Below are 25,385 nucleotides of genomic sequence, written 5' to 3' on the forward strand. Positions count from 1 at the left end.
TGCCCCTCCCCCCGCGAGCGCGCCAGTTGCTCGCGAGCGCGCCAGCCGCAGGCACCTGTGAGTGGCGCGGTGGCGAGCAACTGGCGCAATGGGCGGAAGAACGGACTCAGCACTCGATGACGTTGACCGCGAGGCCGCCCTGCGAGGTCTCCTTGTACTTCTCGCTCATGTCGCGCCCGGTCTCGCGCATGGTCACGATCACCTCATCGAGCGAGACGTGATGCTGGCCGTCGCCCCACAGCGCCATCCTCGCCGCGTTGATCGCCTGGGTCGCGGCGAGAGCGTTGCGTTCGATGCACGGAACCTGCACGAGACCGCCGATCGGGTCGCAGGTCAGGCCGAGATTATGTTCCATGGCGATCTCGGCGGCGTTCTCCACCTGCTCCGGGGTGCCGCCCAGGACGCTGGCCAGGCCCCCGGCCGCCATGGAAGCCGCCGAGCCCACCTCCCCCTGGCAGCCCACCTCGGCGCCCGAGAGCGAGGCCTGCTCCTTGAACAGCACGCCGATCGCACCAGCCGCCAGCAGGAAGTCGACGGCGATCTCGTCCCGTCGCTCCGCGGCGGGCGGATAGTGCAGGGCGTAATGCAGGACCGCGGGGATGATGCCGGCCGCACCGTTGGTGGGTGCGGTGACCACGCGGCCGCCGGAGGCGTTCTCCTCGTTCACGGCCAGCGCCACCATGTTCACCCACTCCTGCCAGTACGTGGGATCGTCCCCGAGAGCCTCGGACTGCAAGCGGTCGTACCAGATCTTGGCGCGCCGCCGCACCGAGAGCCGTCCAGGCAGATATCCCTCGCGCGCCACGGACGCCGCCACGCTTTCGAACATGACGTCCCGCAGGTGCAGCAGCCCCTGGCGGATCTCCGCCTCAGTGCGCCAGGTGAGCTCGTTGCGCAACATGACCTCACTGACGCCGATCTCCCGGCGCCGGCAGTGCTCGAGCAGTTCGACGGCGGTGGAAAAGGGCATCGGGATGGCGGGCTCGCGCGCCTCACCGTCGCCCTCGCCTCCCTGGATTGCGCCGTCACCACCAGCGCCCTCACCATCCGGACCGCCGTCGACATCGCGGGCGATGAAGCCACCGCCGATCGAGAAGAAGGTCTCCTGCTGCACCGGCTCACCAGTGGCGTCGAGCGCCGTGAATCTCATGCCATTGGAATGGCGCTGCAGCCGGGTGAGGGGATGCAGCGAAATCGCTGCCGTACTCAAAGGGACCGAATGACGGTCCGCCACGAGCACCGTCCCCTCGTCACTGATGCGAGCCTGCCGCGCTTCGGCCTCCGAGGGAAGCAGCTGATCGGGGCGACACCCCTCGAAGCCGAGCAGGACGGCATCCAAGGTGCCGTGCCCCGGCCCGGTGGCGGCCAGGGAACCGTAGAGGCTGACCTCTATGGTGGCGACGTCCTCCAGCACTCCAGCGGCGTCGAGATCCGCGCTGAACTCGGCCGCCGCCCGCATCGGCCCGGCGGTGTGGGAACTCGAGGGGCCGATGCTCACCTTGAGCAGGTCGAAGACGCTCAGTGCTCTGCCCATGGCGCGGTCGTGTCCTCTCCTGGTGGTTGGTGGCCGGCCTCCGTGTTTCGCCTGCTCGACGGTGAGCAGTGCGGATCAGGAGACGCCAGACACCACTCACAGTAACCTCTGCATCAACGGCTCCACCGGCGAGCCCCACGTGAGGATCCGAGGAAGCGTCATGACCTTTGCCAACGTCGGCACCCTGGGCGTGCAGCCCGGCAAGCGGGAAGAGCTGATCGCCATCCTGACCCGCAGCAACCCGGAACTGAAGTCAGCCGGCTGCCTCGCCTACGAGGTCGGCGTGAGCGAGGAAGCACCGGACACGGTCTTCGTCGCCGAGCTGTGGGAGTCCGTCGACGCACACCAGGCCTCCTTGCAGCTGCCGAGTGTGCGCGCCGCTATCGCCGAGGCCGTGCCCCTGCTCACCGGAGAAATGGACGGCTTCCGCTTCATCGTCGCCGGTTCCCCGCTGCGCGACTGAGCTAGAGGAGTGAAAGGTATGGATCGCCTCGCGGTCATCGACCAGGAGTCCGCGCGCTTCGCGGAGGTACTCACGGACGTCGCCCCGGATACGCGTGTGCCCACCTGCCCGGAATGGGACGCGCGCGATCTCCTCTGGCATCTCACCGAAGTGCACCTGTTCTGGGCTGGGATCCTCAACTCGGGCGCCCGCACCGATGCCGAGGTGGCGGCGGTGGACGAGGGCATGCCGGGCCGGCCTGAGCACCTGCAGGAGCTCCTCGAGCTGCGGGCTCACGCCACGGCATCCCTGATCGCCGCACTCCGCGACATCGCCGACGATGAACCGCGGTGGAGCTGGTGGGGGCCTGATCAGACGGCGGGGTTCACCCGGCGCATGCAGACCTACGAGGCGACGATGCATCGCGTGGATGCCGAGCGGACCGCCGGACTGAAGGTCACCCCCATCGCCGACGAGGTCGCCTACGGCGCCATCGACCACTGTGCCGACGTGATGTGGGCGTATCTGCCCGAGTGGGCCAAGTACACCCCGCGCGCCGTGGTCGAGCTGCGCACCGACGACGAGGAGCACTCCTGGACCATCGAGGCCGGCCGGTGGCACGGCACCGGCCCCGAGTCGGGGAATGACTTCGACGAACCCCGGGCCGTGCGGGCAGCGACCGGCGCAGACCCGGATGCCCACTTCACCGGGACCGCGCACGACCTCGCGTTGTGGGCCTGGGGCCGGGGCGGCCACGTGATGCCCTGGGGTGACGACGTGGCCATCGTGGCCATGCAGGACGTCATCGACGCCGGGATCCAGTAGCGCGGCGTTCAGCGCGAGCACGCCCGCAGCACGAGCACGCCCGCAGCACGCCCGCAGCACGCCCGCAGCACGAGCACGCCCGCAGCACGCCCGCATTCGTTGTCGAACTCGCCCCTATTCGGGCCGAATCGACAACCGATGGGCCGGATCGGCAACCGATCCGCGGGAGCCGCTCAGGTCGCTCGTGCCCCCCGGTGCGGAGACAGCGCCAGCCCGACGGCGGAGACCAGGAAGATCGCGATCACACCCCACAGGGCCGCGTCGTAGCCGAGCGCGCCGGCCGCGAGGCCGCCCAGCAGCGAGCCGACCACCGCCATAGTGCGGTTGATCGACCGCATGGTGGCACCCACCCGGCCGAGGAGCTCACGCGGCGTGACTGCCTGCCGGAAGCCCATTTCGTTGGGGTCGTCCAGGCCCATCGAGAAGCCATGCACCATCTGCGCCAGGCCCAGCATGGCGACTCCCCACAGCGGGTGCACCGGAGCCAGGACCACCAGGAGCCAGGCGGGCGCGCAGAGGAGCCGGGCCAGGATCACGGCATTGCCCTCACCCAGGCGGCGCCCGATCCGGGGGGCCAGGACTGCGCCGAACACGCCGGAGATGCCGGCCAGAGCGAGTGTGGTGCCGTAGAGAAAGACGGAAAGCTCCAGGTGACGCAGCGCGTACAGCGCGAAAACGGTCACGCCGGCGCTGTTGGCCACGAACCACAGGTGGGTCGACAGGGCCAGGGGCGTCAGGGTGCGGTGCCGGTAGGTGAAGTGCACGCCGGCGCGGATGTCTCGCACGATGCTCGGTCGCTGCGTCTCATCCCGTCGCGGGGAGAACTCGCTGACCTTCACCCGCATGAGCATCACGGCGGAGACAACGTGCGCGAGCGATCCGATCATGATGCCGAAGGGGGCGCCGAGCACGCTCACCGCCGCGCCGCCTGCGGAGGGGCCGACCGTCTGCGCGGTCGTCATGGACTGGCCGAGCCGGGCGTTGGCCGGCACGAGCTCACCGCGCACGACCAGGTCGGGCAGGAAGGACTGCTGCGCCGCGGCGGTGAAGACTCCCAGCGATCCAGCACAGAAGAGGGCGGCGCCTACGGCGACCAACGAGAGTTGATCGAGCCACCACAGCACCGGGATGACGGCGAGCGCCGCGGCAGTCCCCCACGTGGTCCACACCAGCACCGGCAGCTTGTGTCGCCGGTCGAGCAGGGCGCCGGCGATCAGCCCGAACAGGAGGTAGGGCAGGAACTGCACGGCGCGGATCATCCCCACCTGCGACTCGGTGGCCTCAAGGTCGTTGATGATCAGGGCGTCGACCGCGACGGTGGTCATCGCCAGCCCGATGAAGCCGAGTGTGCTCGCGGACCAATAGCGCCGGAACCCCGGGCGGCGCAGCGGCTCCCCCGGCACGGTGGCAGCCGGTGGGGAGGTCACACGTCCTAGTATCCCGCGGACCTCAGCGCGCGGGCACCGCGAGGTGAGCTGCGCGCCGGTCGCGGCGCCACTTCAGTGCGCCATCGATGGCATCCCAGATCGCCAGGGCTGCCGTCCCGCATCCGAGGAGTACCGCGAGCACGCGAAGGGTCTCACCGTCGACGTCGTTCTCCGCGAGCAGCGTGACGAGCTGCGGGTTGACCAACTCGCCAGCCACGAGCAGGGAGAGCACCCAGGCCGCGAACAGTCCCGCCAGCAGCGCATTGAGGATCGCGAGCGTCGCCGTCCACCGTCCGCGAAGGTGGACCCCCACGGCGACGGCGGCCTCGAACACCATCAAGCCGTACAGCCCGGCGATCCACCACGGCCAGAGCTCCGGATGCAGGATCGAGAGCGCCTCGCCATCGCTGGGCACGAAGCCGCGCACACCGTCCCATCCGAGGGCGACCGCGAGGAACGCGAGGAAGACCAACGAGACGATCAGGGCACCTCGCCCGGTGCCGGACTGCCGGTCCTCAGGTAGTTCATCGACGCTCCACCTCAGCCCCAGATCGGCGCCGGTGCGCTCCAGGACGACGAAGACGAGCGTGACCCAGAAGGCCACGTGCAGCACAGCCATCATGACGGCGAGCGCTGCTTGCCCGGCGATGGTGCCCGGCCCAGCTCCGGCCAGCAGGTGCCCGAGCACCGAACCGCCGGCCACGCACAGGGGCACGATGATGAGCAGCAGCCTCAGCAACCGGGCCCAGGCCAGGTAGTAGCGGGGGCCGATCAGGTGCAGCGGTCGGTCGGCGTAGCCGGCGGCCAGGACGGCCGGGTCACCGAGCTCGGTCAGGACGTCACGCTCGGCCTGCTCGCGAGGCTCGCCCTGGTCGACTCGCGCCTCGATGGCCTCGGCGATGGAGGCCTCGAGCTCGGGACGCACGTCCGCCTGAGCCTCCTCCGGGAGGCTCCTCACGGTCGCATCGATGTACCGCGAGGTCAGTGTGGTGGTCATGTCGGCGCTCCTATGCGGGGTCGCGGGTCGGCAGGGAGGTGAGGGCGTCATCGAGGTTGCGCCAGTCCCGATTCAGGACCTCGGCGAGGCGCACTCCCGCGGGCGACGTGCGATAGAACTTCCGGGGCCGCGCCTCGCCGGTGTTCCACTCGCTCGTCAGATAGCCCTGCTTCTCGAGGCGGCGGAGCAGCGGGTACAGCGTGTTGGCATCGGTGGTCAGGCCATGGCGTTCGAGGTCCTGCAGCAGGCCATAGCCATATCCCGCGGTGCGCAGGAGCTGCAGCGCGGCCAGGACCACGGTGCCGCGGCGCAGCTCCTGCAAGTGGACGTCGAACTCATCGCTCATACGACACACTATACCGTGTGTCACACAGTGTTGTGCAAGACCCGCACCGTGATGGGTGCCCGAGGTCCGTCACGCCGGTGCGCTGATGCGCAGCGCCGAGACCAGGTCGTTGTAGAGCTCGTCGGTCTCGAGGAGTTCGGCATGGGTGCCGCTGGCCCGCACGGCTCCGTGCTCCAGGACCACGATGGTGTCCGCATCCAGCACCGTGGAGAGCCGGTGTGCGATGGTCACCACTGCTGAGGTCCGCGAGATCTCGGCAATCACCTGCTGTATGGCGGCTTCGGTGACGCCGTCGACCTGGGCGGTCGCCTCGTCGAGCAACAGCACCGCAGGCCGGGCCAGCAAGGCGCGTGCCAGGGCGATGCGCTGGCGCTGCCCGCCGGAGACGTTGGTGTCGGTGAGGGGGGTGTCCAGACCGTGTGGGAGTTCGGCGAACTTCTCCGCCAGCTGCAGGCGCCGCAAGACGTCATCGACGTCCCGCTCGCCGGCCTGTGGATTCGTGAACAGCAGGTTCTCCCGGATCGTGCCCGGCACCACCGGGGTCTCCTGCTCCACGTAGGCGAAAGCGGCGCGCACCTCAGCGTGTGTGAGATTCGCATAGCCGACCCCGCCGAAGCGGAGTTCACCGGCATCGGGGTCGAGGAAGCGCATCATCAGCGAGAGCAACGTGGTCTTGCCGGCGCCGGAGGGCCCCACGAGCGCGACATGACCACGACGCGGGACCGTCAAGGAGACATCCCGGACGGCCGGCGGTGCCTGGGGTGCGTAGCGCGCGGTCACGCGGCACAGTTCCACAGCCGGGGCTTCGTTCAGGACGCTCCGGGCGTCCGCGGAGACGAACTGCCGTTCCGCCAGCTGGACGTCCCGGCCGCCTGCGATCCGCACATCGGCGTCATCGGACTCGACCTCCAGCTGTTCGATCTGAGCGATACGCCCGGCGGCGGCCATCCCGGACTGCAGCGTGGTGAGGTTCTGTGTCAGTTCTGTCAGCGGGCCGGTCAGGCCCCAGACGTATAGCAGGAAGGCCACCAACGTCGCCACGGTGATCTCCCCGGTGGAGACGCGGTAGGCGCCCGTGGCGAGCACCATGATGATCGCGGCGTCCAGTCCGGCACCGGCGATGGTCCATGCCCCAGCCTGGATCCGCACCGACTTCAGGGAGAAGCGGCGGGACTCGGCCACGTGGCGCATCAACGATGCGAAGCGGCGCGGCTCGGCCGAGGAGGACTTCACCGTCTTGATCGCTCGGACGGTGCCTTCCAGCTCCGAGCCGAGATCGCTCAGGGCAGCTTGGGCCTTCTCCTCGACGGTCGAGATCCGCGGCATGAGGACCGCGAAGACCGCGAAGATGACCACCACGGCGGCCAGCGCGGTGCCGAGCAACACCAGATCGAGGCGGGCCATCAGCACCAATGAACCGACGATCATGATGCCGCCGTTGATCAGCCCGATGATCGAGGTCGACGCCGCTTGGTTGAGCAGCACCGTGTCAGAGGTGACCCGGGTGACCAGTTCGCCGGGCCCGCGGGCCAGCAGCGCGAAGACCCGCGCACCCAGATAGCGAAGGATCATGCGCTTGCGTGCGTCATGGACGATGTCCTCCGCGAGCCGGCCCAGCATTACCCACTGGAACCAGCCCACTGTGGCGCCCAGGAGGAGCAGAGCGACCAGGACGAGGACCGGATCACGCAGCGAACCACCCACGGCCACCGTGTCGAGCACCCACTTGGTGATCATCGGGCTGGCCAGGCCCATCGCGGAGACGGCCAAGGCCAGCACCAGGCCGAGAAACAACACCCGGAGGTGGGGACGCGCGAAGGACCAGAGGATCGCGATGCGTTCGGAGGTGGGAGTGACGGGAGCCGTGGAGTCCGGTGCGTCGGAGGCACTCCCCGGGATGTTTGCGTCGTTCATGTTGCTTAGTGAGACATATATGTCCCACTCTTGTCAATCATTGGCCCACCCTGAGGCTGGGTACTCTTGTGACCTATGGGCGTGGAGACTGCTGCGGCCGGGCGCACCCGCCGGGCCATCCTGGAGGCCGGGATCGCGGTGCTCTCGGTCAACCCCGGAGCGTCGATCTCGGAGATCGCCGCCCGGGCCGGCGTCTCGCGCAGCACCTTCCACCGGTACTTCTCCGACAAAGCCGCCTTGACCGAGGCGGCGAATGTGCGCGCCGCCGAGGAGTGGGAGGCTGCCGTGGGTCGCGCGCGGCTGGAGGAAGGCTCCGGATTCGAGGCCTATCGCCGTCTGTGCACCGAGCTCATGGACAGTCTGCCCACGCTCGTGTGGTGGATGAGCACGACCGGGGCAGGCGCAGGCTCGGCGGACGATGACGAGGACGAGGTGGACCGGCGGATCGCCGCCGCCATCCGCCGCGGTCACGAGGACGGCAGCATCGACCCTCAGCTCACCCCGGAGTGGATCGGCAACTCCCTCTGGGCGATGCTCTATGCGGTCTACTACATCCCAGCGGAGACGCATGGGAAGGTGGGGAGCTTCGAAGCCAGGCAGCAAGCCTTGCGCACGCTCCTCAAAGCAGCTGCCACCGACCCTGCCTCGGTTTAGGCGCGTTTCCGGCCGGCTTGATCCCTGGACAAGCCTTCGACCCGGCGGGACCATGAGCCAACGCGAGGAGGCGCTCATGGCTCAGGACATCGAACCCGGTCCGGATCAGCGCGTGGTCGATTGGCTCCTCGGGACTGATCCGGCGATCCGGTGGCAAGTCTTGCGAGACCTGGTCGACGCTCGGGAAGCCGAGTGGCGCGGCGAACGAGAAAGGGTCGAGACCGAAGGCTGGGGCGCGGAGCTCCTCAGCTATCAAGACGCCGATGGCCAATGGGCGGGTGGCGCCTTCATCCCCGGCGGTTTTTCCTGGGAGCGGTTCCGCAACGAGGGCCAGCCCTGGACCGCTACCTGCTGGGCGCTCACGGAGCTCCGCGACCTGGGCCTGGATCCGGGATCGGAAGCGGCTCGCCGCACGGTGAGACTCATCGGCGAGAACTCCCGGTGGAACCACGACGGTCAGCCCTACTGGGAGGGCGAGGTCGAGGAGTGCATCAACGGCCGGACCGTCGCCCAGGGGGCGTACTTCGGCGTCGACGTCGCCCCCATCGTGGAGCGCCTGCTGTCCGAGCAGATGGCCGATGGCGGCTGGAACTGCGAGCGGGAGCGCGGTTCGGTGCGCTCCTCCTTCGACTCCACGCTCAACGTGCTCGAGGGCCTGCTGGAGTACGAGCAAGCGGCGCCTGGTGACGACCGGATCGCCGGCGCACGCGCTGCCGGAGAGGAGTACCTCCTCGAGCGCCGACTGATGTACCGGCTCTCCTCCGGGGAGCTCGTCGATCCCGAGCACCTGCAGCCGGTCTATCCTCCTCGCTGGCAGTACACGGTCGTGCGCGCGCTGGACTACTTCCGTGCGGCCGCGCGACACGCCGGCGCCGCACCGGATCCGCGCCTGCACGACGCCGTCGAGGCCCTGCGCGCGAAGCGCCGCGAGGACGGCACCTGGGCCGTCGAGCGCCGTCACCGCGGCGCCGCCTGGATCTCCTACGGGGAGGTGGGCGAGCCTTCGCCGTGGCTCACGCTGCAGGCGCTGCGCATCCTGGGCTGGTGGGAGGTGGGCTGAAAAGCGCTCGCCCTCCCGGCACCAGCAGGGCAGGCTGCCGGCATGAGCTCCAGCCAGAAGTGGGGCGCAGAGACCGCCCGGCACTATGACGAGCCTGGATCGCCGATGTTCTCCCCCGAGCTGCTCGCGGTCACGACCGGCTTCCTCGCTGACCTGGCCGGCGACGGCCGCGCCCTGGAGCTGGCGATCGGCACCGGGCGTGTGGCGATCCCATTGGCCGACCGCGGGGTGCCGGTGGTGGGCATCGAGTTCTCCGAGCACATGGCCGCCGTGCTGCGCGAGAAGGTGGCTGCCGAGCGCATCCCGGTCACGATCGGCGACATGGCCACCGCACGCGTGCCGGGCGACTTCGCCCTGGTGTACCTGGTGTACAACACCCTCTCCAACCTGCTCACCCAGGAGGAGCAGGTGCAGTGCTTCGTCAACGCCGCGCGGCACCTCAGCCCCGGCGGTCGCTTCGTCATCGAGCTCGGCGTGCCGCCGTTGCGCCGGATGCCACCGGGACAGTCCGCCGTCCCCTTCTCGGTGTCCAGCGAGCACATCGGCATCGACACCATCGATCCCGTGACCCAGCGCCAGACGTCCCATCACTATTGGCCGCAGAGTGGGCGCCACGGGCGCTCTGAGCATCGCTATCTCTGGCCCGCGGAGTGTGACCTCATGGCCCGGATCGCGGGCATGGAGCTTGAGCGGCGCGTGGCGGACTGGGACGGCAGTCCGTTCACGGCGGAGTCGGCCAGTCACGTCTCCGTCTGGCGCAAGGCCTGACGCCCGAAGCGCGCCAGGAGCCTACTCCGCGGGGGTCAGGCGCAGCAGTCCCGCGCCGTCGCCGTCCTCGATGAGCCAGATGGAGCCGTCGGGGGCCTCGGCGACGTCCCGGATGCGCGCTCCCATGTCCCAGATCTCGTCCTCGCCGGCGGTGTCGCCGTCGAGCTCCACCCGGACCAGCGCTTCACCGGAGAGCGCACCCAGGAAGGCGTCACCGGTCCACTCGGGGAACAGCTCACCCTGGTAGATCATGAGACTCCCCGGGGAGATGGCGGGGGTCCACCAGGCCAGCGGCGCGGTGAAGTCGTCGTCCTCGGTGTGATCGGGGATCTCTTGCCCGTCGTAGTGCTCGCCGTTGGACGCTTCGGGCCAGCCGTAGTTCTGCCCCTCCTCGATGAGGTTCAGCTCATCCCCGCCGGCCGGGCCCATCTCGGAGGACCAGAGCCGGCCCTCGGCGTCGAGGTCGATCCCGAGGGCGTTGCGGTGGCCAGAGGTCCAGATCTGCGCGGTGACGCCGCCCTCGTCGGCGTAGGGGTTGCCCGGTGCCGGCTCGCCTTCCGGCGTCAGCCGCATGATCTTGCCCAGGCCGCTGGACAGATCTTGGGCGGGGTCCAGCAACTGCCGGTCGCCGGAGGTGACGAAGAGGTACTCGCCGTCGGCACTGAAGGCCATGCGGTGGGAAAAGTGGCCGGATCCTGAGGCCCGGGGGTCTTGCTCCCAGATCACAGTCAGGTCCCGCAGTTCGGCGGAGGCTCCGGAGTCCACCAGCTCGGCGTGCCCGACCACAGCGCCGGTGCCTCCCTCACCCGAGGTCACCCAGCTCAGGTAGATCCGGCCGCTTTCCTCGAAGTCCGGAGCGGCGACGACGTCACCGAGCCCTCCTTGGCCATCGACGACGATGCCCTCAGGCAGGCCCTCGACGCTGACCTCGTCCGCGCCGGCCAGGTCGTGCAGCACGAGCTCACCGGCCTGCAGGGTCACCGCCAGTTTCGAGGTGCCGGGCAGGAACTCCAAGGCCCAGGGCGAGTCATAGGTGGCCTGCTCCTCGACCGCGAAGGGCACGGCGTCGGTCTCAGCCTCAGCGTCGGTCTCAGGCTCAGCGTCGGTCTCAGGCTCGGCGCCGTTCTCGACGTCCGAGCCGTTTCCGACGTCCGAGCCGTTTCCGACGTCCGAGCCGTTTCCGGCCTCGGCACCGGAGACGGGCTCCGGAGAGGTCGCCTCCTCAGAACCCTCCCCGGCACAGCTGGCCAGGAGCAACGAGGCGACCGCGAGGGCAGAGGTGAGGCGTCGCTGTCCCATCATCCGACTCTAGCCCGGACGGGAGATCCTATTGACAGTTCCACTATCGATACTCACACTATCGATATGCGTATCTCCGAGCTCGCCTCACTGACCGGCACCAGCGCGGCCACCATCAAGTACTACGCCCGCGAGGGCCTGCTGCCCACGGCCACGCGAACGGGCTACAACCAGACCGAGTACGGCGCGGAACACCGTGATCGGCTGCGGCTGATCCGAGCCCTCACCGAGGTGGGCGGGCTCTCGATCGCCAGCGTGCGCGAGGTGCTGGCAGCGGTGGACGATCCGCAGATGCCCGCCGCTGTGCGCATGGGGGTCGCGCAGCGCGCCATTCCACGCGCCCTGGGCGAGCCCAGCACGGAGGCCTTAGGACGTGTCCACGCGCTGACCGAGTCCCGCTCCTGGCAGGTGGATCCGGGCAATCCCGGGTTCGCGCAAGCGGCGTCCGTCCTCGATGCCTACGAGATGCTCGGGCGCGGTGACCTCGGTGCCAGCCTCGCCAGCTACGCACAGGCCGCCGACCAGATCGCTCTCGCCGACCTCGATGCCGTGTCGGCCTCACCCGCCCCGGAGAGCGCGGCCGAGACCGTGGTCGTCGGCACGGTCCTCGGTGATGCCCTCATCGCGGGACTGCGCCGCATCGCCCAGGAACACCACGCGCGCCAGCGCTTCCCCGACTCCACCTCTCACAGGAGTCCGTGATGACCACGCGCGTGAGCACCCACCCCCTGGCCACACCGTTCGTGGGTCACCGACCGCTGCTGATCCTGGCCGCGGTGATGGCGGTGAGTGCCGCCACGATCGGACTGCTGGCCGTGCTGGACCCGCGGGAGGTGCTCGGCCAGAACCTGTGGTTCAAGCCGCTGAAGTTCTCGATCTCGATCGCCGCCTATGCGCTCACGCTGGCATGGCTGATCACCCAGGTCCGGCGGTTCCGCCGCGTCGCCGTGGTGGGTGGAAACATTACGGCAGGCGCTCTGGCACTCGAGCAGGTGATCATCGTCGGTGCCGCCGCGACCGGCACCACCAGCCACTTCAACGTCAGCACCGCGCTGCACACCACGCTGTGGGCGGTCATGGCGGCCTCCATCGCCACCGTGTGGCTCATCGGCCTGGTGGTCGGCGTGCTGCTGATCCTCTCCCCCGGCCCGGATCCGGCGCGCAATCTGGCCATCCGGGCGGGGGTCTTCATCGGCTTGGCGGGCATGGCGGTCGCCTTCCTCATGACCGGCCCCACGAGTGAGCAGCTGAACGACTTCCAGGGCATCGCCGGAGCCCATGCGGTGGGGGTTCCCGACGGCGGCGCGGGCCTGCCCTTCCTGGGCTGGAGCACTGAGGGCGGTGACCTGCGCGTGCCGCACTTCGTGGGCATGCACGCGCTCCAGGCTCTACCGCTGGGGCTCCTCGCACTGGAGTGGGCCTCCGCCCGTGTCCCGATCCTGAGAGACCCGCAGGTGCGACTCCGCCTCATCCGCATCGCAGCGATCGCCGTCGCCGGCATGCTCGGGCTGCTCACCTGGCAGGCCCTGGCCGGGCAGCCGGTGACCGCCCCGGCAGGCGCGATCCTCGGTGTCGGGTCTGCGCTCACCCTGGCCACCGTCGCCGCCGTCGCCGTCGTGCTCGCTCGCGCCCGTCCCTGAGAGGCCACGCGCCACGCTCTACGCTTCCGGCATGGAACTGCTGATCCTGGTGATCGTCCTGATGTTCGGCGCCGTGATGCTGGTGAGCATCGGCGAGAAACTCCGGCTGCCCTGGCCCGCGTTGATGGTGGTGCTGGCTACCGCGGTGGGCTTCGTGCCGGCCTGGCGGGAGATCAGCGTGGACCCGCACCTGATCCTCCCGCTCTTCCTCCCGCCTCTGCTCTTCGCCACCGCCCAGCGCACCTCCTGGGCGATGTTCCGCCTGCGCTGGCGCGCCGTGGTGGTCCTGGCGCTCCTGCTGACCTCGCTGACCATCGCAGCGGTGGCCGGCGTCGTGATCGCGCTGGTGCCGGGCGTCACCGTGGCGGCCGCGGTGGCCATCGCTGCTGCGGTGGCTCCTCCCGATCCTGTGGCCGTCGAGGCCGTAGCCGGCCCGGTAGGGATTCCTCGCCGGCTCATCACCACCTTGCAGAGCGAAGGTCTCTTCAACGACGCGGTCGCCATCGTGGTCTTCACCGCCGCCATCTCGGCCACCCAGACCGACCGGCCTTTCGGGGTCGATGTCGTCGGAGAGTTCGCGCTCGGACTCGTTCTTGCGGTGATCGTCGGCTTTCTCGCCGCCCTTGGCGCAGGCTGGCTCAGTGACCGGGTGGCCGACGTCGCCGGGCGCAATGCGATCACTCTCGTTCTTCCCTTCGGCGTCTACCTGGCCGCCGAGGAGATCGGCGCCTCAGGCGTGGTGGCGGTGGTGATCGCCGCTGTCCAGATCGCGAGCATGCGCGCGGGCGAGGACGTGGAGGAACGCCTCAGCGGCAAGGCCTTCTGGGACGTCATCGAACTGCTGGTGACCGGTGTCGCCTTCGGCTTGGTCGGCATCGAGGTCTTCGAGATCATCAGCGGAGCCGGCCCAGACCTTGCCCGGATGCTCACCCACGCCGCCATCGTGTGTGGCGTTGTCATCGTTCTCCGGGGCGCCTGGATGATGGCCTTGCTGCTGTTCCGCCGTGCGCACGATCCCTGGGCCGCGCCGCGTGACTGGCGCGAGGCGCTGGTGCTGACCTGGAGCGGGATGCGCGGCCTGGCCACCCTGGCCCTGGCGCTCGCCATCCCCGTGGTGGCCGCCGACGGCACGCAGGTGGCAGCCCGCGAGGAACTCCTCGTCATCGCCGCCACGGTGGTGGTGGGCACGCTGGTGCTTCCCGCCCTGTCGCTTCCCTGGCTGGTGCGCCTGCTCGGGATCGGCGGCACACACAACACCGAACAGGAGGCCGAACGTCAGCTCGCCCGGCGGGCCGGACGTGCCGCGCTCGCCGTGGTCCAGGCGGGACAGGCGGACCTTCCCGAGGCCGCCGTCGCACGCCTGGAGGAGTTCCTCAGCCAGCTCGACGCCCTGGTGGCCGGAGAGTCCTCGCAGGAGTACGCCGAACGCGTGCGCGGCTTCCGCGAGCGCCAGCAGGCCATGCACGCCGTGCGCAACACCGCGCTCGCCGCCGCTCGAGCAGAGGTGCTGCGAGCGCGACAGGAGCCGGGTGTTGACCCTGAAGCCGCCGACAGAGTGCTGCGCATGCTGGATCTGCAGAGCCGCGGTATGCGGCCATGACCGTGGGCGACAGCGGCTCGGCGAGCGTCATCGCGCCGACCAGAGCACCTGCCCGCCTCGGATGGTGGTGTGCACGTCAGCAAGCTGCCCGGGGTGGGTCAGCTCGCGGTGATCGAGCACCACGAGATCAGCCGCCTCGCCCTCGGCCACGGTGGAGGAGCCAACCCCCGGGACGTCGCTGAAAACGCTCGCCGGGGCCGTGGTGAGCATGGCGAGCACCTGCTCGACATCGAGCCCGCAGGTCGCCAGTGCTTCGAGCTCACCGCGGATGTCGCGATCCGGCAGGTACCCCACATCGGTGCCGAAGAGCACCCGGCCGCCAGCCTCGACGAAGACCTTCAAGCCGTCGTAGATCCCGCCGAGGTAGGCCGGATCGCGGCTGCCGGTCTGCGCGAACATGTCGAGGGTAGGCACGAGGGAGCAGCCCTGCTCGGCGGCCTCCCGCAACAACGGGGCGGTGCCTTCGGGGCTGTCCGGCACATGGGCGAGGATGTCCACGCCGGCCTCGAGCGCCACCCGCGTGCCCTCGAGGTTGGACGGGTGCGCGAAGACCAGGCGGCCCTGGCGGTGTGCTTGCTGGACTGCGGCGCGCGCCACCGGGAGCGGCATCGGCGTGATGCGGTCGAGCTCGACGTAGGAACCGGTGAAGAGCTTGGCGACCTCGGCACCGTGGCGGTGCGAGCGCCGCAGAGCGCGCCGGGCACCGGCGCCCGTGCGCGGTTGCGGCAGCAAGGGGCACAGGTACCAGGGGAGGTCCTGGCGGACATAGAAGGGCAGACCGCGAGGTGGGTAGAGCCCCATGCCCGCAATCAGCAGGCGTGGGCCGGCGAGTTCCTCCTGCTCGATCCGGCGCCGCAGCGCCCCCGTGCTACGGGGGTCGGATCCGAGGTCCACGGCTGTCGTGAAGCCCCGTGCGAGAAACATGTCGTCCAGCTCCGGCTGGAGCTGCTGCGCCGGCGCGGAACCGGCATGGGCCCAGACCCGCTCGGTGAGATGCACGTGCGAGTTCCAGTAGCCCGCGATCACCACGCGTCCGCCGACATCGAGGACCTGCTCGCCAGGCTCGCCCGTCCGGAGGTGGCTCCCCTCATCGGCAGATGGATCCTCCGGGCCGATGCTCACGATCCGGCCACCGCGACTGATCAGGCTCACCGAACCTTGCGGCGCCCGGCCGGGCGCGGCCACCAGCGTGGCTCCGGTGATCCGCAGTCGCGTCATCCCGCCAGCATGCCATCGCGACCGATTGCGGAGCGAGGTGCCGCTTTTATCGAGCTTTCACCGCTTGGTCCTACCGTCCACCCAACGTCCACAGCAGAACGAAAAGGAGCAGGACCATGCAGCACACCTCGCCCGCAGGTGGGCCAGCCTACGAGGCCCCACAACCCTCGACAGCGCCGGACCAACCGACACCGACGCCCGATCAACCCCACAGCCACCAGCCGGCGGGCGGCGCGCCCGTCGGCGGCCACCAGGAGGCCTCTTCGGGCCTCGACCCGAAGGTCGCCAGCCTCCTCGCCTACATCACCTGGATCGGCGGCGTCGTCATCCTGCTCACGCAGAAGCAACCCTCGGTGAGGTTCCACGGCGTGCAGTCGATCCTCTTCAACGTCGTCGTCGTTGCGGCCTACATCGCCCTGACCGTCACCGATGTGTTCGCCCGGCTGTTCATCGGCGGCTGGACGGTGGGCACGATCTTCTTCCTCCTCGGCGCCGCCCTGTGGGTGGGCAGCCTCGTGCTGTGGATCGTGCTTGTCATCAAGGCCTACAACCTGCAGCAGTTCAAGCTGCCGGTCATCGGCAACCTCGCCGCGAAATGGACCAAGGCATGAGTCACGAGACCTGGACGAAAGGAAGCTGGATGCGCCCCCACCGGATGGCCGTGTACGTCGCCGCACCTGCGGCAATGTTGCTCGCCGGCTGCAGCACGCTGGACACGCTGACGAACCGGGCTGATGAGATCGAGGGCATCGTCGACGAGATCGACGCTGAACTCAACGACGAGATCAACCAGGCGATCGACGAGGCCTCGGGCAACTCGAACGGAGGCGAAGACTCGGACGGTGACGAGAGCGACACCGACAGCGGACCCGGTACAGACGGCGCAGCGACCTCGGCCGCCGATGCCGAGGCCCTGGCCACCCGCGACCTGGACGCGGAGGTCTACTACCAGGGCCTGGGATTCAGTTTCGAGCAGATGATCGCCACCGAGAACGAGCAGGGCGGGATCGAACTCGTGATCGAGGTCACCGCTCACAACGACTGGGACAGCGCCGCCGCTCTCAACCCGCCTCTGTCACTGCTGTGGGAAGAGCCCGGTTCCAGCAACACCGTGACCGTCAACGGCATCGGCGAGATTCGGCAGATCCCAGCTGGCGCGAGCGCCTCGGGGCAGTACACGCTGACCATCAGCCAGCAGGACCTTGAGGTCTTCGACAGCGACTCCGCCCGCCTCGTTCTCGGCAGAGACGGCAGCGCGACAGCCCAGATCCCGCTCGGCTCCGAGCCGGAACTCATCACCCGCATTCCGACCGCTCAGCAGGTGCCCAGCGAACCGCTGCAGGCCGGCGAAGCCGAGATCACCATCGAATATGTCGAGGTCTCCTGGAACCACGGCGATCCCGGCCAACAGCAGCTCCCGGCGGGTCAGGTGGGCGTCATCATGGACTACACCATCCACAATCACTCCGGTAGCCAGCTCTGCACCCCGCGTGGCCAGGGCAACACGTGGTCGCTGATCAGCGCCGAGGGCGCCGGCTACGCCGATCTGGGCACCTCCGAGCGCTGCGTCAGCGGCGGCAGCACCCTGGCTGCGGTCACCGGCTTCACCATCGACGAACCGTTCGAGGGCCAATACACCCTGACCCTCACCTTCGACCAGCGCGGAGACGACTACGAGGCGAGCACGGAACTCACCCTCGATCTGGATGCTCCTGCTGCAGAGCCCGAGAGTGACTAGCCAGCTCGGCGAGCACTGACTCCAGCAACAGTGCCTCGCCCACGAGGCCTTCGGTGAGCACCCCGTGCTCGCCGAGGGCCTCGGTCAGCTCTGCCCGCACCGCGGCCAGCTGCCACGCCGTGGCCTGGTCCGCCGCATCTCCCGCACGCCGTCGATGGGCTCCAGCGAGCCCGAGGAGCTGGGCCGCGCGCGAGGGCTCGGATGCGGCGTCGAGTGCCGCAGCCGTCTCCAGCAACGCGGGTACCCACCAGGCGTCGGCGAGGTCATCCTCGAGAACACTCCGGGCAGCACCGGCCAGTTCGACCCGGGCGTCCTCGTCCTGGCCCAGCACCCGATGACAGTCCGCCACTTGCCAGCGGCTGCGTGCGCGGCGTTCGGGGCTGTCCGACTCCTCACGCACCAGGCGTGCCGCGCGCGCATAGCCCATGGCGTGCTGGTGCTGGCCGCGCCGCAAGGCCAGGAAGGACAGGCGCTCCAGCACCAGGGCCTCGGTGGGGCGGTGACCGGTGGCGCGGAACCCGTCCAATGCCCGCTCCAGGAGAGAGACTGCCCGCTGGAGATCACCAAGCTTCTCCGAGGCGATGCCGAGGTTCAACTCCGTGCTCGCCACGCCGACCTCATGGCCGATGCCCACGAACAGCTCATGCGCCTGCTGCCACCGTGCGATCGCGGTCTGGTGATCACCGGAATCCGAGGCGATCCCCGCGAGGTTGTTCAGTGCGCGGCCCGAACCATCGGCATCATCCAACTCGGTCCACAGGTCCAGCGCTGAGCTCAGCAGGGTGGTGGCCTCGGCGCGGTCTCCGTCGTCAAAAGCGAGCGAGCCCGCAGTGTGCAGCGCCTGAGCGCGCACGGCAGCCGGGGCCTCATCCGCGCGCGCCAGCATGGTGGCTGCCCAGCGCCGGCCCTCGGCGTGTGCCCGACGCTGCATCCAGTACGGGCTCATCGCGGCCGCAAACTCCAGGCCCAGCTGCGGGTCGGACTCGGCGGCGTACTCCAGCGCGGCGCGGATGTCAGCCGCGGCGGCGTCGAGGCGCTCAATGACCTCTGCCTCTGCGGCGCGGCCGGCGGCCGGGCGGATCTCCTCGGCAAGCGAGGCGAAGTGGCGGGCGTGCCGCGGGAGGAGTTCCGTGATCTCGACCGGTTGCTCCACGAGCCGGTTGACCGCGGCGAGAGCAGACTGGCGCACCGGCGGCAGCAGCCAGTACCGCGCTCGAGTGCCGGTGAGGTCCACGTTCACCGTGGCTGCGCGCACGAGCTCCGACAGCAGGGCGACACCTGTTCCCTGCTCGACCGGTGTTCCTGCGCAGACCGCCTCCACGGCGTTCACATCGACCGGGCCGCGAAAGATCGTCAGCCGAGCCAGCAGGATCCGGGCCGGCTCGGAGAGCAACTGCAGCGTGCCCTCCAGCGCCGTCTCCATCGACTCGTGCCGCCCGGGCCGGTCACGCACCTGGCTCGGCATCGACTCGGGACCACTTCGCAACCGGGCGGCGATCTCACTGAGCGTGAGCACTCCGCACTGGGCGGCGGCGAGCTCGATCCCCAGTGGGAATCCACCCAGGCGCGCCACGACCTCCGCGATTGCCCGGTGGTCGGTGCTGGTCAGGCGCAAGGCGGGGTTCGCCTGCTGGGCCCGGTCGCGGAACAGGGCCGCGGCCTCGGAGGCCGCCACGCCCTCGTCGTCGACCTCTCTTGCCTCAGCCGCCGAGACGCCCAAAGGCGGAACGGCCCATGCGCACTCCCCGGTGAGGCCGAGCGGTACGCGACTGGTGGCCAGAACGGTGACGTCGGCACAGCGGGAGCGGATGTCGGCGACCACACCGGCCACCGCATCGAGAAGGTCCTCGCAGTTGTCCAGCACGAGCAGTCGTGGTCGGTCTTCCATCGCCTGGCAGACGGCTTCCACCGTTGCCTCGGTGGCCTGAACCCGGGTGGCGATGGCATCGATCACGAGCAACTCGTCGGCGATGCCGGCCAAAGGAACGAAAACCGTTCCCCCGCTGAAGCGGCGAGCGCACTCCGCAGCGGCAGCAGCGGCCAATCGGGTCTTCCCGACGCCCCCGAGTCCGGTGAGCGTCACCAGATGGTGCTCGGCGAGGAGCGAGCTCACCATCTCGATCTCCGCGGTGCGGCCCAGGAACGGTGTCGAGAAGTTCGGCAGATCGAGCCGCGCCGGAGAACGCGGGGCCAGGGCCGGATCCTGGCTCAGGATCTGGGAATGCAGCTCGCGCATGCGCGGCCCGGGATCCAGGCCGAGTTCTTCGCGCAAGGAGTGCGCTGCCTGCTGGTAGGCCTCCAGCGCATCGGCCTGGTTCCCCGCCCAGTAGTGGGCCAGCATCACCAGCGACCAGACCCGCTCGTCGAAGGGACGCTCCACCGCGAGGCGCTGCAGGGTGGGGAGGTCGGGATTAGCACCTGCTACCCGAAGTTCCGCCTCGGCGAGATCCACCAGGGCCTCGCCGTGCAGGACGCGCAGCCATTCCACTTCCTCTTCCGCGGCGGGGCAGGCAATGCCGACCAAAGGTTCACCCCGCCAAAGATCCATCGCCGAGGCAAGCGCATCCCGTGCGGCTTCCGGGTTTCCTCCACTCAGGGCAGCACGGCCGGTGCGAATGAGGGACTCGAAACGAAAGGCGTCCACCGCATCGCGCGCCACGTTGAGCCGGTACCCGGCACCGACACTCTCCACGAGACCGTCGGCACCCAAGGAGCGCCGCAGCTGGGACAAGTGCACGCGCAGGGTGTTCACGGCGGTGGCCGGGGGGTGATCCTGCCAGATCATGTCGACCAGGCGGCTGATCTCCAGCACCTCGCCGGGGTGGAGCGCGAGAACACCGAGAATGGCCCGTCGCACTCGCCCGGAGATCGGTCTTGGCTGCCCGTCGACGTCGATTTCCAGCGGCCCCAGCACCCGGATTTCGACGGAGGCGGATAGAGGGGGCATATTCCTAGTCAATCATCACCCACGGCTGCCGGAAGACCGTTCATGGTCGTAACCTGTCGGCATGCTGCTCGCCTTCTCCGTCGCCCCCACCACCGCCGACACACCGGACGGCTCGGTGAGTGCGGCTGTGGCCGAGGCTGTCCGGATCGTGCGCGCCTCCGGGCTACCGAACGAGACCACCTCCATGTTCACCACCATCGAGGGCGAGTGGGACGAGGTCTTCGACGTCGTCAAACGGGCGACGGCGGCGGTGACCGCGGTGAGCCCGCGGGTATCGCTGGTGATCAAGGCCGATATCCGCCCCGGGCATACCGGCCAGCTCACCGAGAAGGTCCAGCGCGTCGAGGACCACCTCCGCCAGGGCAACTGAGTACCTCGCATGACGAGCCCCGGGAGGGCGCCTCGGGCCAGCGCGAGGCCTTGGTCGGGGTACAGCCAGGCTCCCCCCTCCGCGAGGCCGGCGCCATGGCTCGATCTCGCACTCAACCAACCTGGCCAGGCTGTCGGCGCGGAGTATGCGCGCATCGAAGCCCAACGGCGGGCCATCCCTTGGGAGCCACGTCCACCGCGACGTACCTTCTTGCAGTGGCTCACGGCAGGCCACGACGAACGAAGTCGGTACCGGGCCGCACTCCAGCAATGGCTCCATCGGAGTGCCCGGATGCGGGAGCATGACGAGCATTTGCGCCGCGAGGCCGCGCCCTGGGCCGTGGGGTGGGCCGGTGAACTCCACGTGGCGCGCGAGCTCAGTGGGCTCCTCGCCCGCGACAACCGGTGGCGGATCCTGCACTCGGTTCCCGTGGGCGCATCGGGCAGCGACATCGATCATGTGCTGATCGGCCCGGGGGGCTTCTTCACACTCAATGCCAAGCACCACCGGAACGCAAGTATCTGGGTAGCAGGTGGAACGTTCATGGTGAATGGCACGCGACACCCTTATGTCCGGAATGCCCGTCATGAGGCACAACGTGCCTCACGGGTGTTGTCTACGGCTTGCGGGTTCGGTGTGCATACTCAGGCCGTCATCGTTCCGGTCAATGCGCGCTCGATCACGATCCGCGCGGCACCAGAGGTCGCTGTGATCAGCCATGTGGCACTGGTCAACTGGTTGCAGCGATTCCCTGACGTCGTGCCCATGCCTGTCGTGGAGCGGGTGTTCGCTGCGGCGCGGCGCCCGAGCACATGGCGGTGAGCACACTACTGGCCGTCGTACGACGGCGGGCGTAGAGGTGGCTAAGATCAGCACATGGCAATGGGTAACCTCGAAACAGAGGTGATGGCGTACCTCTGGGCGGCGAAGAATCCTGCCACCGTGCGTGAAGTCCACGATGCCCTGACCACCGACCGGAATCTCGCCTACACCACGGTGATGACCGTGATGGATCGGCTGGCGAAGAAGGGCGTGGTGGTCCAGGAGAAGGCAGGCCGGGCCTACCTCTACTCCCCCACCAAGAGCCGCGAGGAATCCGTCGCGGAGCTCATGCTGGATGCCCTCGGTGCCACGCCCGATCCGGGCGCCCGGGTGGCAGCGCTGCAGCACTTCGTCGGCCAGGTGGGCCCGGCCGAAGCCGAGGCGATCCGGCAGGCGTTGAGCGCAGAGGCCCAGCCGGCCGACGGCGGGGCCCCGGCGCCCTCCGCGGATCCTGCTGGGCCCGCCGGCACCGAGAACAGCTGACCCTGGAGGCGCGGCCCGATGACCGCACTCGTCCTCACCGCACTAGCGCTCCTGCTGTCCTTGTTCGCGCCCGTGCTCCTGCGCCGGGCGCGCTGGCTCCGGCGCTCACCGGCGGCGGCCATCGTGCTGTGGCAGGCGGTGGCGCTCGCGGCGGTCCTGGCCGCACTGGGCGCGCTGCTGGCCGCGCCGGAGGAGATCCTGCGCACCCTCCACGGCGGTGAGATCACCTTCGGCCCGGCGCTGATCGCCGGCGCTGCGGCCGCCTTCCTCCTGGCCGGCGCGGTGATCGTGCGCCTGGCGGTGGTCACCATCCGCCTGGCCGTGCACACCCGGCGGCGGCGCAAACGTCATGTGGGGATGCTGGACCTTCTCCAGGGCGCCGAGGAAGGTGACCGCCACCAGCTCCACGTGCTCGCCGCCCGACTGCCGCTGGCCTACTGCGTGCCGGGCAGCCCGGGACGCATCGTGCTCACCGACGCCGCACTCGACCTGCTCGACGAACACGAGACCGAGGCGGTGATCGCCCACGAGCGAGCGCACCTGGCCATGCGCCACGACCTCGTCACCGAGGCCTTCACCGCATTGCACGCCGCCTTCCCGCGCTGGGTGCGATCACGCCTGGCGCTGGAGGAGGTCGGCCGGCTGCTCGAGATGCTCGCCGATGATGCCACGGTGCGATCTCAGGGCGCCGCTCCGGTGCGCTCCGCGCTGGAGAAACTCGCCGCCACCTCCGAGGATGGCGAGAACATCCGCGTGCGGCTGGCCCGCCTCCACAGCCCGAGCACCGCAGCACCCCGGGCCGCGGCGGCGGCCGCCTACGTGCTGGCCGTCGCCGTGCTCGCCGTGCCGACGCTGGCCGTGGTCACTCCCTGGCTGCGCAGCGCGATGAACGCCCTCGTGCTCGGCTGAGCACGCGCGCGCCCCGGCCGGCTCACCACACCTCGTGGAAGTGGTGCACCGGGCCAGGACCCTGCCCCACCCGCAGCTGCTCCCCGGCGCGCAGTGCACCGGTCAACCAGGCCTTGGCATCGCGGGTGGCCTCCAGCCAGTGCCTGCGCTGCGGTTGCAGTGCTGTGATCGCCGAGGAGAGGGTGCAACCGGTGCCGTGGGTGTGGCGCGTGTCCACCCGTTCCGTGCTGAGCACCTGCTCGCCGTCGCCGTCGAGCCAGAGATCGCTGACCTCCGAGCCCGCCAGGTGGCCACCCTTGACCAGCACTCGCGGCGCGCCGAGCGCGCGGATCGCCGCTGCCTGCTCACGCATCCCGGCCAGATCGGTGGCCGGCTCGCTGGCAGTGAGCACACCTGCTTCAGCGAGGTTGGGCGTCACCACCGAGACGTGCGGCAACATCGTGAGGATGGCCTGGACGGCGTCCTCGTCCAGCAGGCGCGAACCAGCGGTGGAGACCATCACCGGGTCGAGCACCACGGGCACCTCCCCCGCCCGCGCGGCCAGGAAGGCCGTCACCGCCTCCACGGTCTCCGCACCCGCGAGCATGCCGATTTTCACCACGTCGACGGCGACGTCCTCGACCAGGGTCTCGAGCTGTTCCCGCACGAAATCCGGCGGGACCACGTGCACGCCGGTGACGCCCTGGGTGGATTGCGCGGTGAGCGCGGTGAGCACCGCCGTGCCGTAGGCGCCCAGGGCCGAGAAGGTCTTCAGGTCCGCTTGGATCCCGGCGCCGCCAGAGGGGTCGGAGCCGGCGATGGTGAGCGCCACCGGGGGTGCGGCGCTCACGCCGAAACTCCCTGAGCCGATCCGGCCCACACCTGCCGCAACGTCACCGCTGCCTCGCGAGGGCTCGGCTGGCCGCAGATCGCGGAGACGACGGCGATGCCGGCCACCCCGGTGCCGCGCAGCGTGGCCGCGCCCGCGGCATCGATGCCGCCGATCGCCACCGTGGGCCACGGGCTCGCCGCGGCCAGTTCCGCCAGGCCCTCCGGGCCGAACGGCGCGGCATGGCCCGGTTTGGTGGCGGTGGCCCACACCGGCCCGAGGCCGAGGTAGTCCACGGCACGTCCATGCTCCCGCGCGACCTCGAGCTGCCCGGCGTGGGTGACCGAGAGCCCGAGGATCCCGTGCGGGCCCAGGAGTTCCCGCGCCTGCGGCACCGGCAGGTCGGCCTGACCGACGTGCGCGCCGTCGGCACCGATCTCGGACACGAGGTGCACCCGGTCGTCCACGATCAACGGGGCACGCGGCCCGCCGGCCCGGTGCAGGGCATCCAGCTCGGCGCGCACGGCCTGCCCCAGCGCAACGAAGGCGCGATCGTCCAGCGCATGGTCGCGCAGCTGCACCACACTCACTCCGCCGGCCACCGCCTCGCGCACGGTCTCCGGCACTCCGCGCTGCCCGCACAGACCGGTATCGGTCACCAGGTACAGGCTGAGGTCGAGGGTCATGACCGGCGCACCTCGCCGGCAAGGGTCTCGGGGCTGAGCAGGGCGAGCTGGTCCAGCAGGGCAGCGGCGAAACTCCCCGGCCCGCGAGCGCCCTCGGCGGCGCGATCGGCTGCCACCGTCAGCATCGCGGTGCCGGCCGCGGCGGCGGCCAGCGGGCCCGCGCCACTGGCGGCACAGGCCGCCATCAGCGCTCCCAGGGCACAACCCGCCCCCGAGACCTGGGTGAGCAGGGGGCTGCCGTTCGCCAGCCGCACGATTTCCTCACCGTCGGTGAGGTGATCCACTTCCCCGGAGACGGCGACGACGGTGCCGTAGCGGGTCGCCAGTCGTGCCGCCTCGTCCATCACGTCCTCGGCGCGGTGGCGGCTGTCCACCCCGCGGCCCCCTTCGCCGCCGGCCAAGCCCAGGATCTCCGAGGCGTTGCCGCGGATGATCGCCGGGGAGCCGAGCTCCAGCAGCTCGAGTGCCACCTCGCTGCGCCAGGGCAGGGTGCCGGCACCGATGGGGTCGAGCACCCAGGGGGTCCCGGCGTCGAGGGCGCCGGCGACCGCCTCACGCATGGCCTCGACCGTCTCCTCCTGCGGGGTGCCGAGGTTGATCAGCACCGCATCGGCCGCGGCGGCGGTCGCGCGCGCTTCGTGGGGGTTGTCCACCATGGCCGGGGAGGCACCGGCGGCCAGGAGGGCGTTGGCGCTCAGTGGGGCGGCCACCATGTTGGTCAGGCAATGCACCAGGGGCTGGCTCTGGCGCATCGCGCGCACCGCATAGGACATGTCGTCGTCGTGCATGACGTCCCTTCGCTAGTCCGAACTAGATCAGGTTCGACGGGTCTCATCTCAGCCGTGGTCTCCGGCACCCCGCGTCGTCTCCAGGCTACGACGTGGCCGCCCGCGGCGCA

At 69.8% G+C, this 25,385-nt stretch carries 25 protein-coding genes and 1 riboswitch; of the genes, 14 read left to right on the forward strand and 11 right to left on the reverse strand.

Annotated elements, in window-relative coordinates; genetic code table 11:
- Window positions 1-106: 106 nt before the first annotated feature.
- Entirely contained in the window at window positions 107-1,534 is a 1,428-nt protein-coding gene (locus EDD31_RS05835) for an L-serine ammonia-lyase (protein WP_123303329.1), read from the reverse strand.
- 160 nt (window positions 1,535-1,694) lie between these two features.
- On the opposite strand from EDD31_RS05835, the gene EDD31_RS05840 reads away from it, so the two are divergent.
- Window positions 1,695-1,997, forward strand: coding sequence for a putative quinol monooxygenase (locus EDD31_RS05840; protein ID WP_123303330.1), 303 nt, complete (start codon window positions 1,695-1,697; stop codon window positions 1,995-1,997).
- Between the two features lie 18 nt (window positions 1,998-2,015).
- Window positions 2,016-2,801 (forward strand): maleylpyruvate isomerase family mycothiol-dependent enzyme, encoded by a 786-nt coding sequence (locus EDD31_RS05845; RefSeq protein WP_123303331.1) that lies wholly within the window; start codon window positions 2,016-2,018, stop codon window positions 2,799-2,801.
- Between the two features lie 173 nt (window positions 2,802-2,974).
- On the opposite strand, the gene EDD31_RS05850 is transcribed toward EDD31_RS05845, so the two are convergent.
- From EDD31_RS05850 to EDD31_RS05865, 4 genes are all read right to left on the reverse strand, one after another.
- Window positions 2,975-4,228 carry an MFS transporter gene (locus tag EDD31_RS05850; protein ID WP_170163205.1) on the reverse strand — a complete coding sequence of 418 codons (1,254 nt, stop codon included), beginning with the start codon at window positions 4,226-4,228 and terminating at the stop codon, window positions 2,975-2,977.
- A 22-nt stretch (window positions 4,229-4,250) separates the two neighbouring features.
- A complete protein-coding gene (locus tag EDD31_RS05855) occupies window positions 4,251-5,225 on the reverse strand; it encodes a permease prefix domain 1-containing protein (protein WP_123303333.1) in 975 nt (324 codons plus the stop codon).
- A gap of 10 nt (window positions 5,226-5,235) precedes the next feature.
- Window positions 5,236-5,571 carry a PadR family transcriptional regulator gene (locus EDD31_RS05860; RefSeq protein WP_123303334.1) on the reverse strand — a complete coding sequence of 112 codons (336 nt, stop codon included), beginning with the start codon at window positions 5,569-5,571 and terminating at the stop codon, window positions 5,236-5,238.
- A gap of 69 nt (window positions 5,572-5,640) precedes the next feature.
- Window positions 5,641-7,485 (reverse strand): ABC transporter ATP-binding protein, encoded by a 1,845-nt coding sequence (locus EDD31_RS05865; RefSeq protein ID WP_211336065.1) that lies wholly within the window; start codon window positions 7,483-7,485, stop codon window positions 5,641-5,643.
- A 75-nt stretch (window positions 7,486-7,560) separates the two neighbouring features.
- Here EDD31_RS05865 and EDD31_RS05870 point away from each other — a divergent pair, with 75 nt between their 5' ends.
- The 3 genes from EDD31_RS05870 (at window position 7,561) to EDD31_RS05880 (ending at window position 9,967) form a co-directional block, all read left to right on the forward strand.
- Entirely contained in the window at window positions 7,561-8,139 is a 579-nt protein-coding gene (locus tag EDD31_RS05870; protein ID WP_123303335.1) for a TetR/AcrR family transcriptional regulator, read from the forward strand.
- Between the two features lie 76 nt (window positions 8,140-8,215).
- A complete protein-coding gene (locus EDD31_RS05875) occupies window positions 8,216-9,199 on the forward strand; it encodes a squalene cyclase (protein ID WP_123303336.1) in 984 nt (327 codons plus the stop codon).
- Window positions 9,200-9,241: 42 nt separating this feature from the next.
- Window positions 9,242-9,967, forward strand: coding sequence for a class I SAM-dependent methyltransferase (locus EDD31_RS05880; RefSeq protein ID WP_123303337.1), 726 nt, complete (start codon window positions 9,242-9,244; stop codon window positions 9,965-9,967).
- 21 nt (window positions 9,968-9,988) lie between these two features.
- Here the strand turns inward: EDD31_RS05880 and EDD31_RS05885 are convergent, their stop codons facing one another.
- A complete protein-coding gene (locus tag EDD31_RS05885) occupies window positions 9,989-11,266 on the reverse strand; it encodes a PQQ-dependent sugar dehydrogenase (protein ID WP_123305194.1) in 1,278 nt (425 codons plus the stop codon).
- 66 nt (window positions 11,267-11,332) lie between these two features.
- On the opposite strand from EDD31_RS05885, the gene EDD31_RS05890 reads away from it, so the two are divergent.
- From EDD31_RS05890 to EDD31_RS05900, 3 genes are read left to right on the forward strand one after another with little or no spacing between them, the layout of a single operon-like run.
- The gene (locus EDD31_RS05890) at window positions 11,333-11,968 is read left to right on the forward strand and encodes a MerR family transcriptional regulator (RefSeq protein ID WP_123303338.1); all 636 of its coding nucleotides are present in this window, start codon (window positions 11,333-11,335) and stop codon (window positions 11,966-11,968) included.
- Window positions 11,968-12,906: a hypothetical protein gene (locus EDD31_RS05895; protein ID WP_123303339.1), complete on the forward strand. Its 939-nt coding sequence runs from the start codon at window positions 11,968-11,970 to the stop codon at window positions 12,904-12,906. The genes EDD31_RS05890 and EDD31_RS05895 overlap by 1 nt, the downstream gene beginning before the upstream one ends.
- A gap of 31 nt (window positions 12,907-12,937) precedes the next feature.
- A complete protein-coding gene (locus EDD31_RS05900; protein WP_123303340.1) occupies window positions 12,938-14,506 on the forward strand; it encodes a cation:proton antiporter in 1,569 nt (522 codons plus the stop codon).
- 27 nt (window positions 14,507-14,533) lie between these two features.
- On the opposite strand, the gene EDD31_RS05905 is transcribed toward EDD31_RS05900, so the two are convergent.
- Window positions 14,534-15,724 carry an amidohydrolase family protein gene (locus EDD31_RS05905; protein ID WP_123303341.1) on the reverse strand — a complete coding sequence of 397 codons (1,191 nt, stop codon included), beginning with the start codon at window positions 15,722-15,724 and terminating at the stop codon, window positions 14,534-14,536.
- Window positions 15,725-15,840: 116 nt separating this feature from the next.
- On the opposite strand from EDD31_RS05905, the gene EDD31_RS05910 reads away from it, so the two are divergent.
- Window positions 15,841-16,335 (forward strand): DUF4870 domain-containing protein, encoded by a 495-nt coding sequence (locus EDD31_RS05910; protein ID WP_123303342.1) that lies wholly within the window; start codon window positions 15,841-15,843, stop codon window positions 16,333-16,335.
- Window positions 16,332-17,462: a hypothetical protein gene (locus EDD31_RS05915; protein ID WP_148058875.1), complete on the forward strand. Its 1,131-nt coding sequence runs from the start codon at window positions 16,332-16,334 to the stop codon at window positions 17,460-17,462. The genes EDD31_RS05910 and EDD31_RS05915 overlap by 4 nt, the downstream gene beginning before the upstream one ends.
- Here EDD31_RS05915 and EDD31_RS05920 read toward each other — a convergent pair.
- Window positions 17,416-20,409: an AfsR/SARP family transcriptional regulator gene (locus EDD31_RS05920; protein WP_123303344.1), complete on the reverse strand. Its 2,994-nt coding sequence runs from the start codon at window positions 20,407-20,409 to the stop codon at window positions 17,416-17,418. The two genes, EDD31_RS05915 and EDD31_RS05920, sit on opposite strands and share 47 nt — an antisense overlap.
- Before the next feature lie 61 nt (window positions 20,410-20,470).
- Here EDD31_RS05920 and EDD31_RS05925 point away from each other — a divergent pair, with 61 nt between their 5' ends.
- From EDD31_RS05925 to EDD31_RS05940, 4 genes are all read left to right on the forward strand, one after another.
- Window positions 20,471-20,779, forward strand: coding sequence for a thiamine-binding protein (locus tag EDD31_RS05925; protein ID WP_123303345.1), 309 nt, complete (start codon window positions 20,471-20,473; stop codon window positions 20,777-20,779).
- Window positions 20,780-21,070: 291 nt separating this feature from the next.
- A complete protein-coding gene (locus EDD31_RS05930; RefSeq protein WP_123303346.1) occupies window positions 21,071-21,601 on the forward strand; it encodes a nuclease-related domain-containing protein in 531 nt (176 codons plus the stop codon).
- A 54-nt stretch (window positions 21,602-21,655) separates the two neighbouring features.
- Entirely contained in the window at window positions 21,656-22,084 is a 429-nt protein-coding gene (locus EDD31_RS05935; protein WP_123303347.1) for a BlaI/MecI/CopY family transcriptional regulator, read from the forward strand.
- An 18-nt stretch (window positions 22,085-22,102) separates the two neighbouring features.
- A complete protein-coding gene (locus EDD31_RS05940) occupies window positions 22,103-22,993 on the forward strand; it encodes a M56 family metallopeptidase (RefSeq protein WP_123303348.1) in 891 nt (296 codons plus the stop codon).
- Window positions 22,994-23,015: 22 nt separating this feature from the next.
- Here the strand turns inward: EDD31_RS05940 and thiD are convergent, their stop codons facing one another.
- The 3 genes from thiD to thiM form a co-directional block, all read right to left on the reverse strand.
- The gene (gene thiD, locus EDD31_RS05945; RefSeq protein WP_123303349.1) at window positions 23,016-23,822 is read right to left on the reverse strand and encodes a bifunctional hydroxymethylpyrimidine kinase/phosphomethylpyrimidine kinase; all 807 of its coding nucleotides are present in this window, start codon (window positions 23,820-23,822) and stop codon (window positions 23,016-23,018) included.
- Window positions 23,819-24,487: a thiamine phosphate synthase gene (gene thiE, locus EDD31_RS05950; protein WP_123303350.1), complete on the reverse strand. Its 669-nt coding sequence runs from the start codon at window positions 24,485-24,487 to the stop codon at window positions 23,819-23,821. Before thiE ends, thiD begins: the two co-directional genes overlap by 4 nt.
- Window positions 24,484-25,275, reverse strand: coding sequence for a hydroxyethylthiazole kinase (gene thiM, locus EDD31_RS05955; protein ID WP_245990945.1), 792 nt, complete (start codon window positions 25,273-25,275; stop codon window positions 24,484-24,486). The genes thiE and thiM overlap by 4 nt, the downstream gene beginning before the upstream one ends.
- A riboswitch (TPP riboswitch) is annotated at window positions 25,263-25,357 on the reverse strand. (Overlaps the previous gene by 13 nt.)
- Window positions 25,358-25,385 lie beyond the last annotated feature (28 nt).

This window comes from Bogoriella caseilytica (assembly GCF_003752405.1).
Lineage (GTDB): Bacteria > Actinomycetota > Actinomycetes > Actinomycetales > Actinomycetaceae > Allobogoriella > Allobogoriella caseilytica.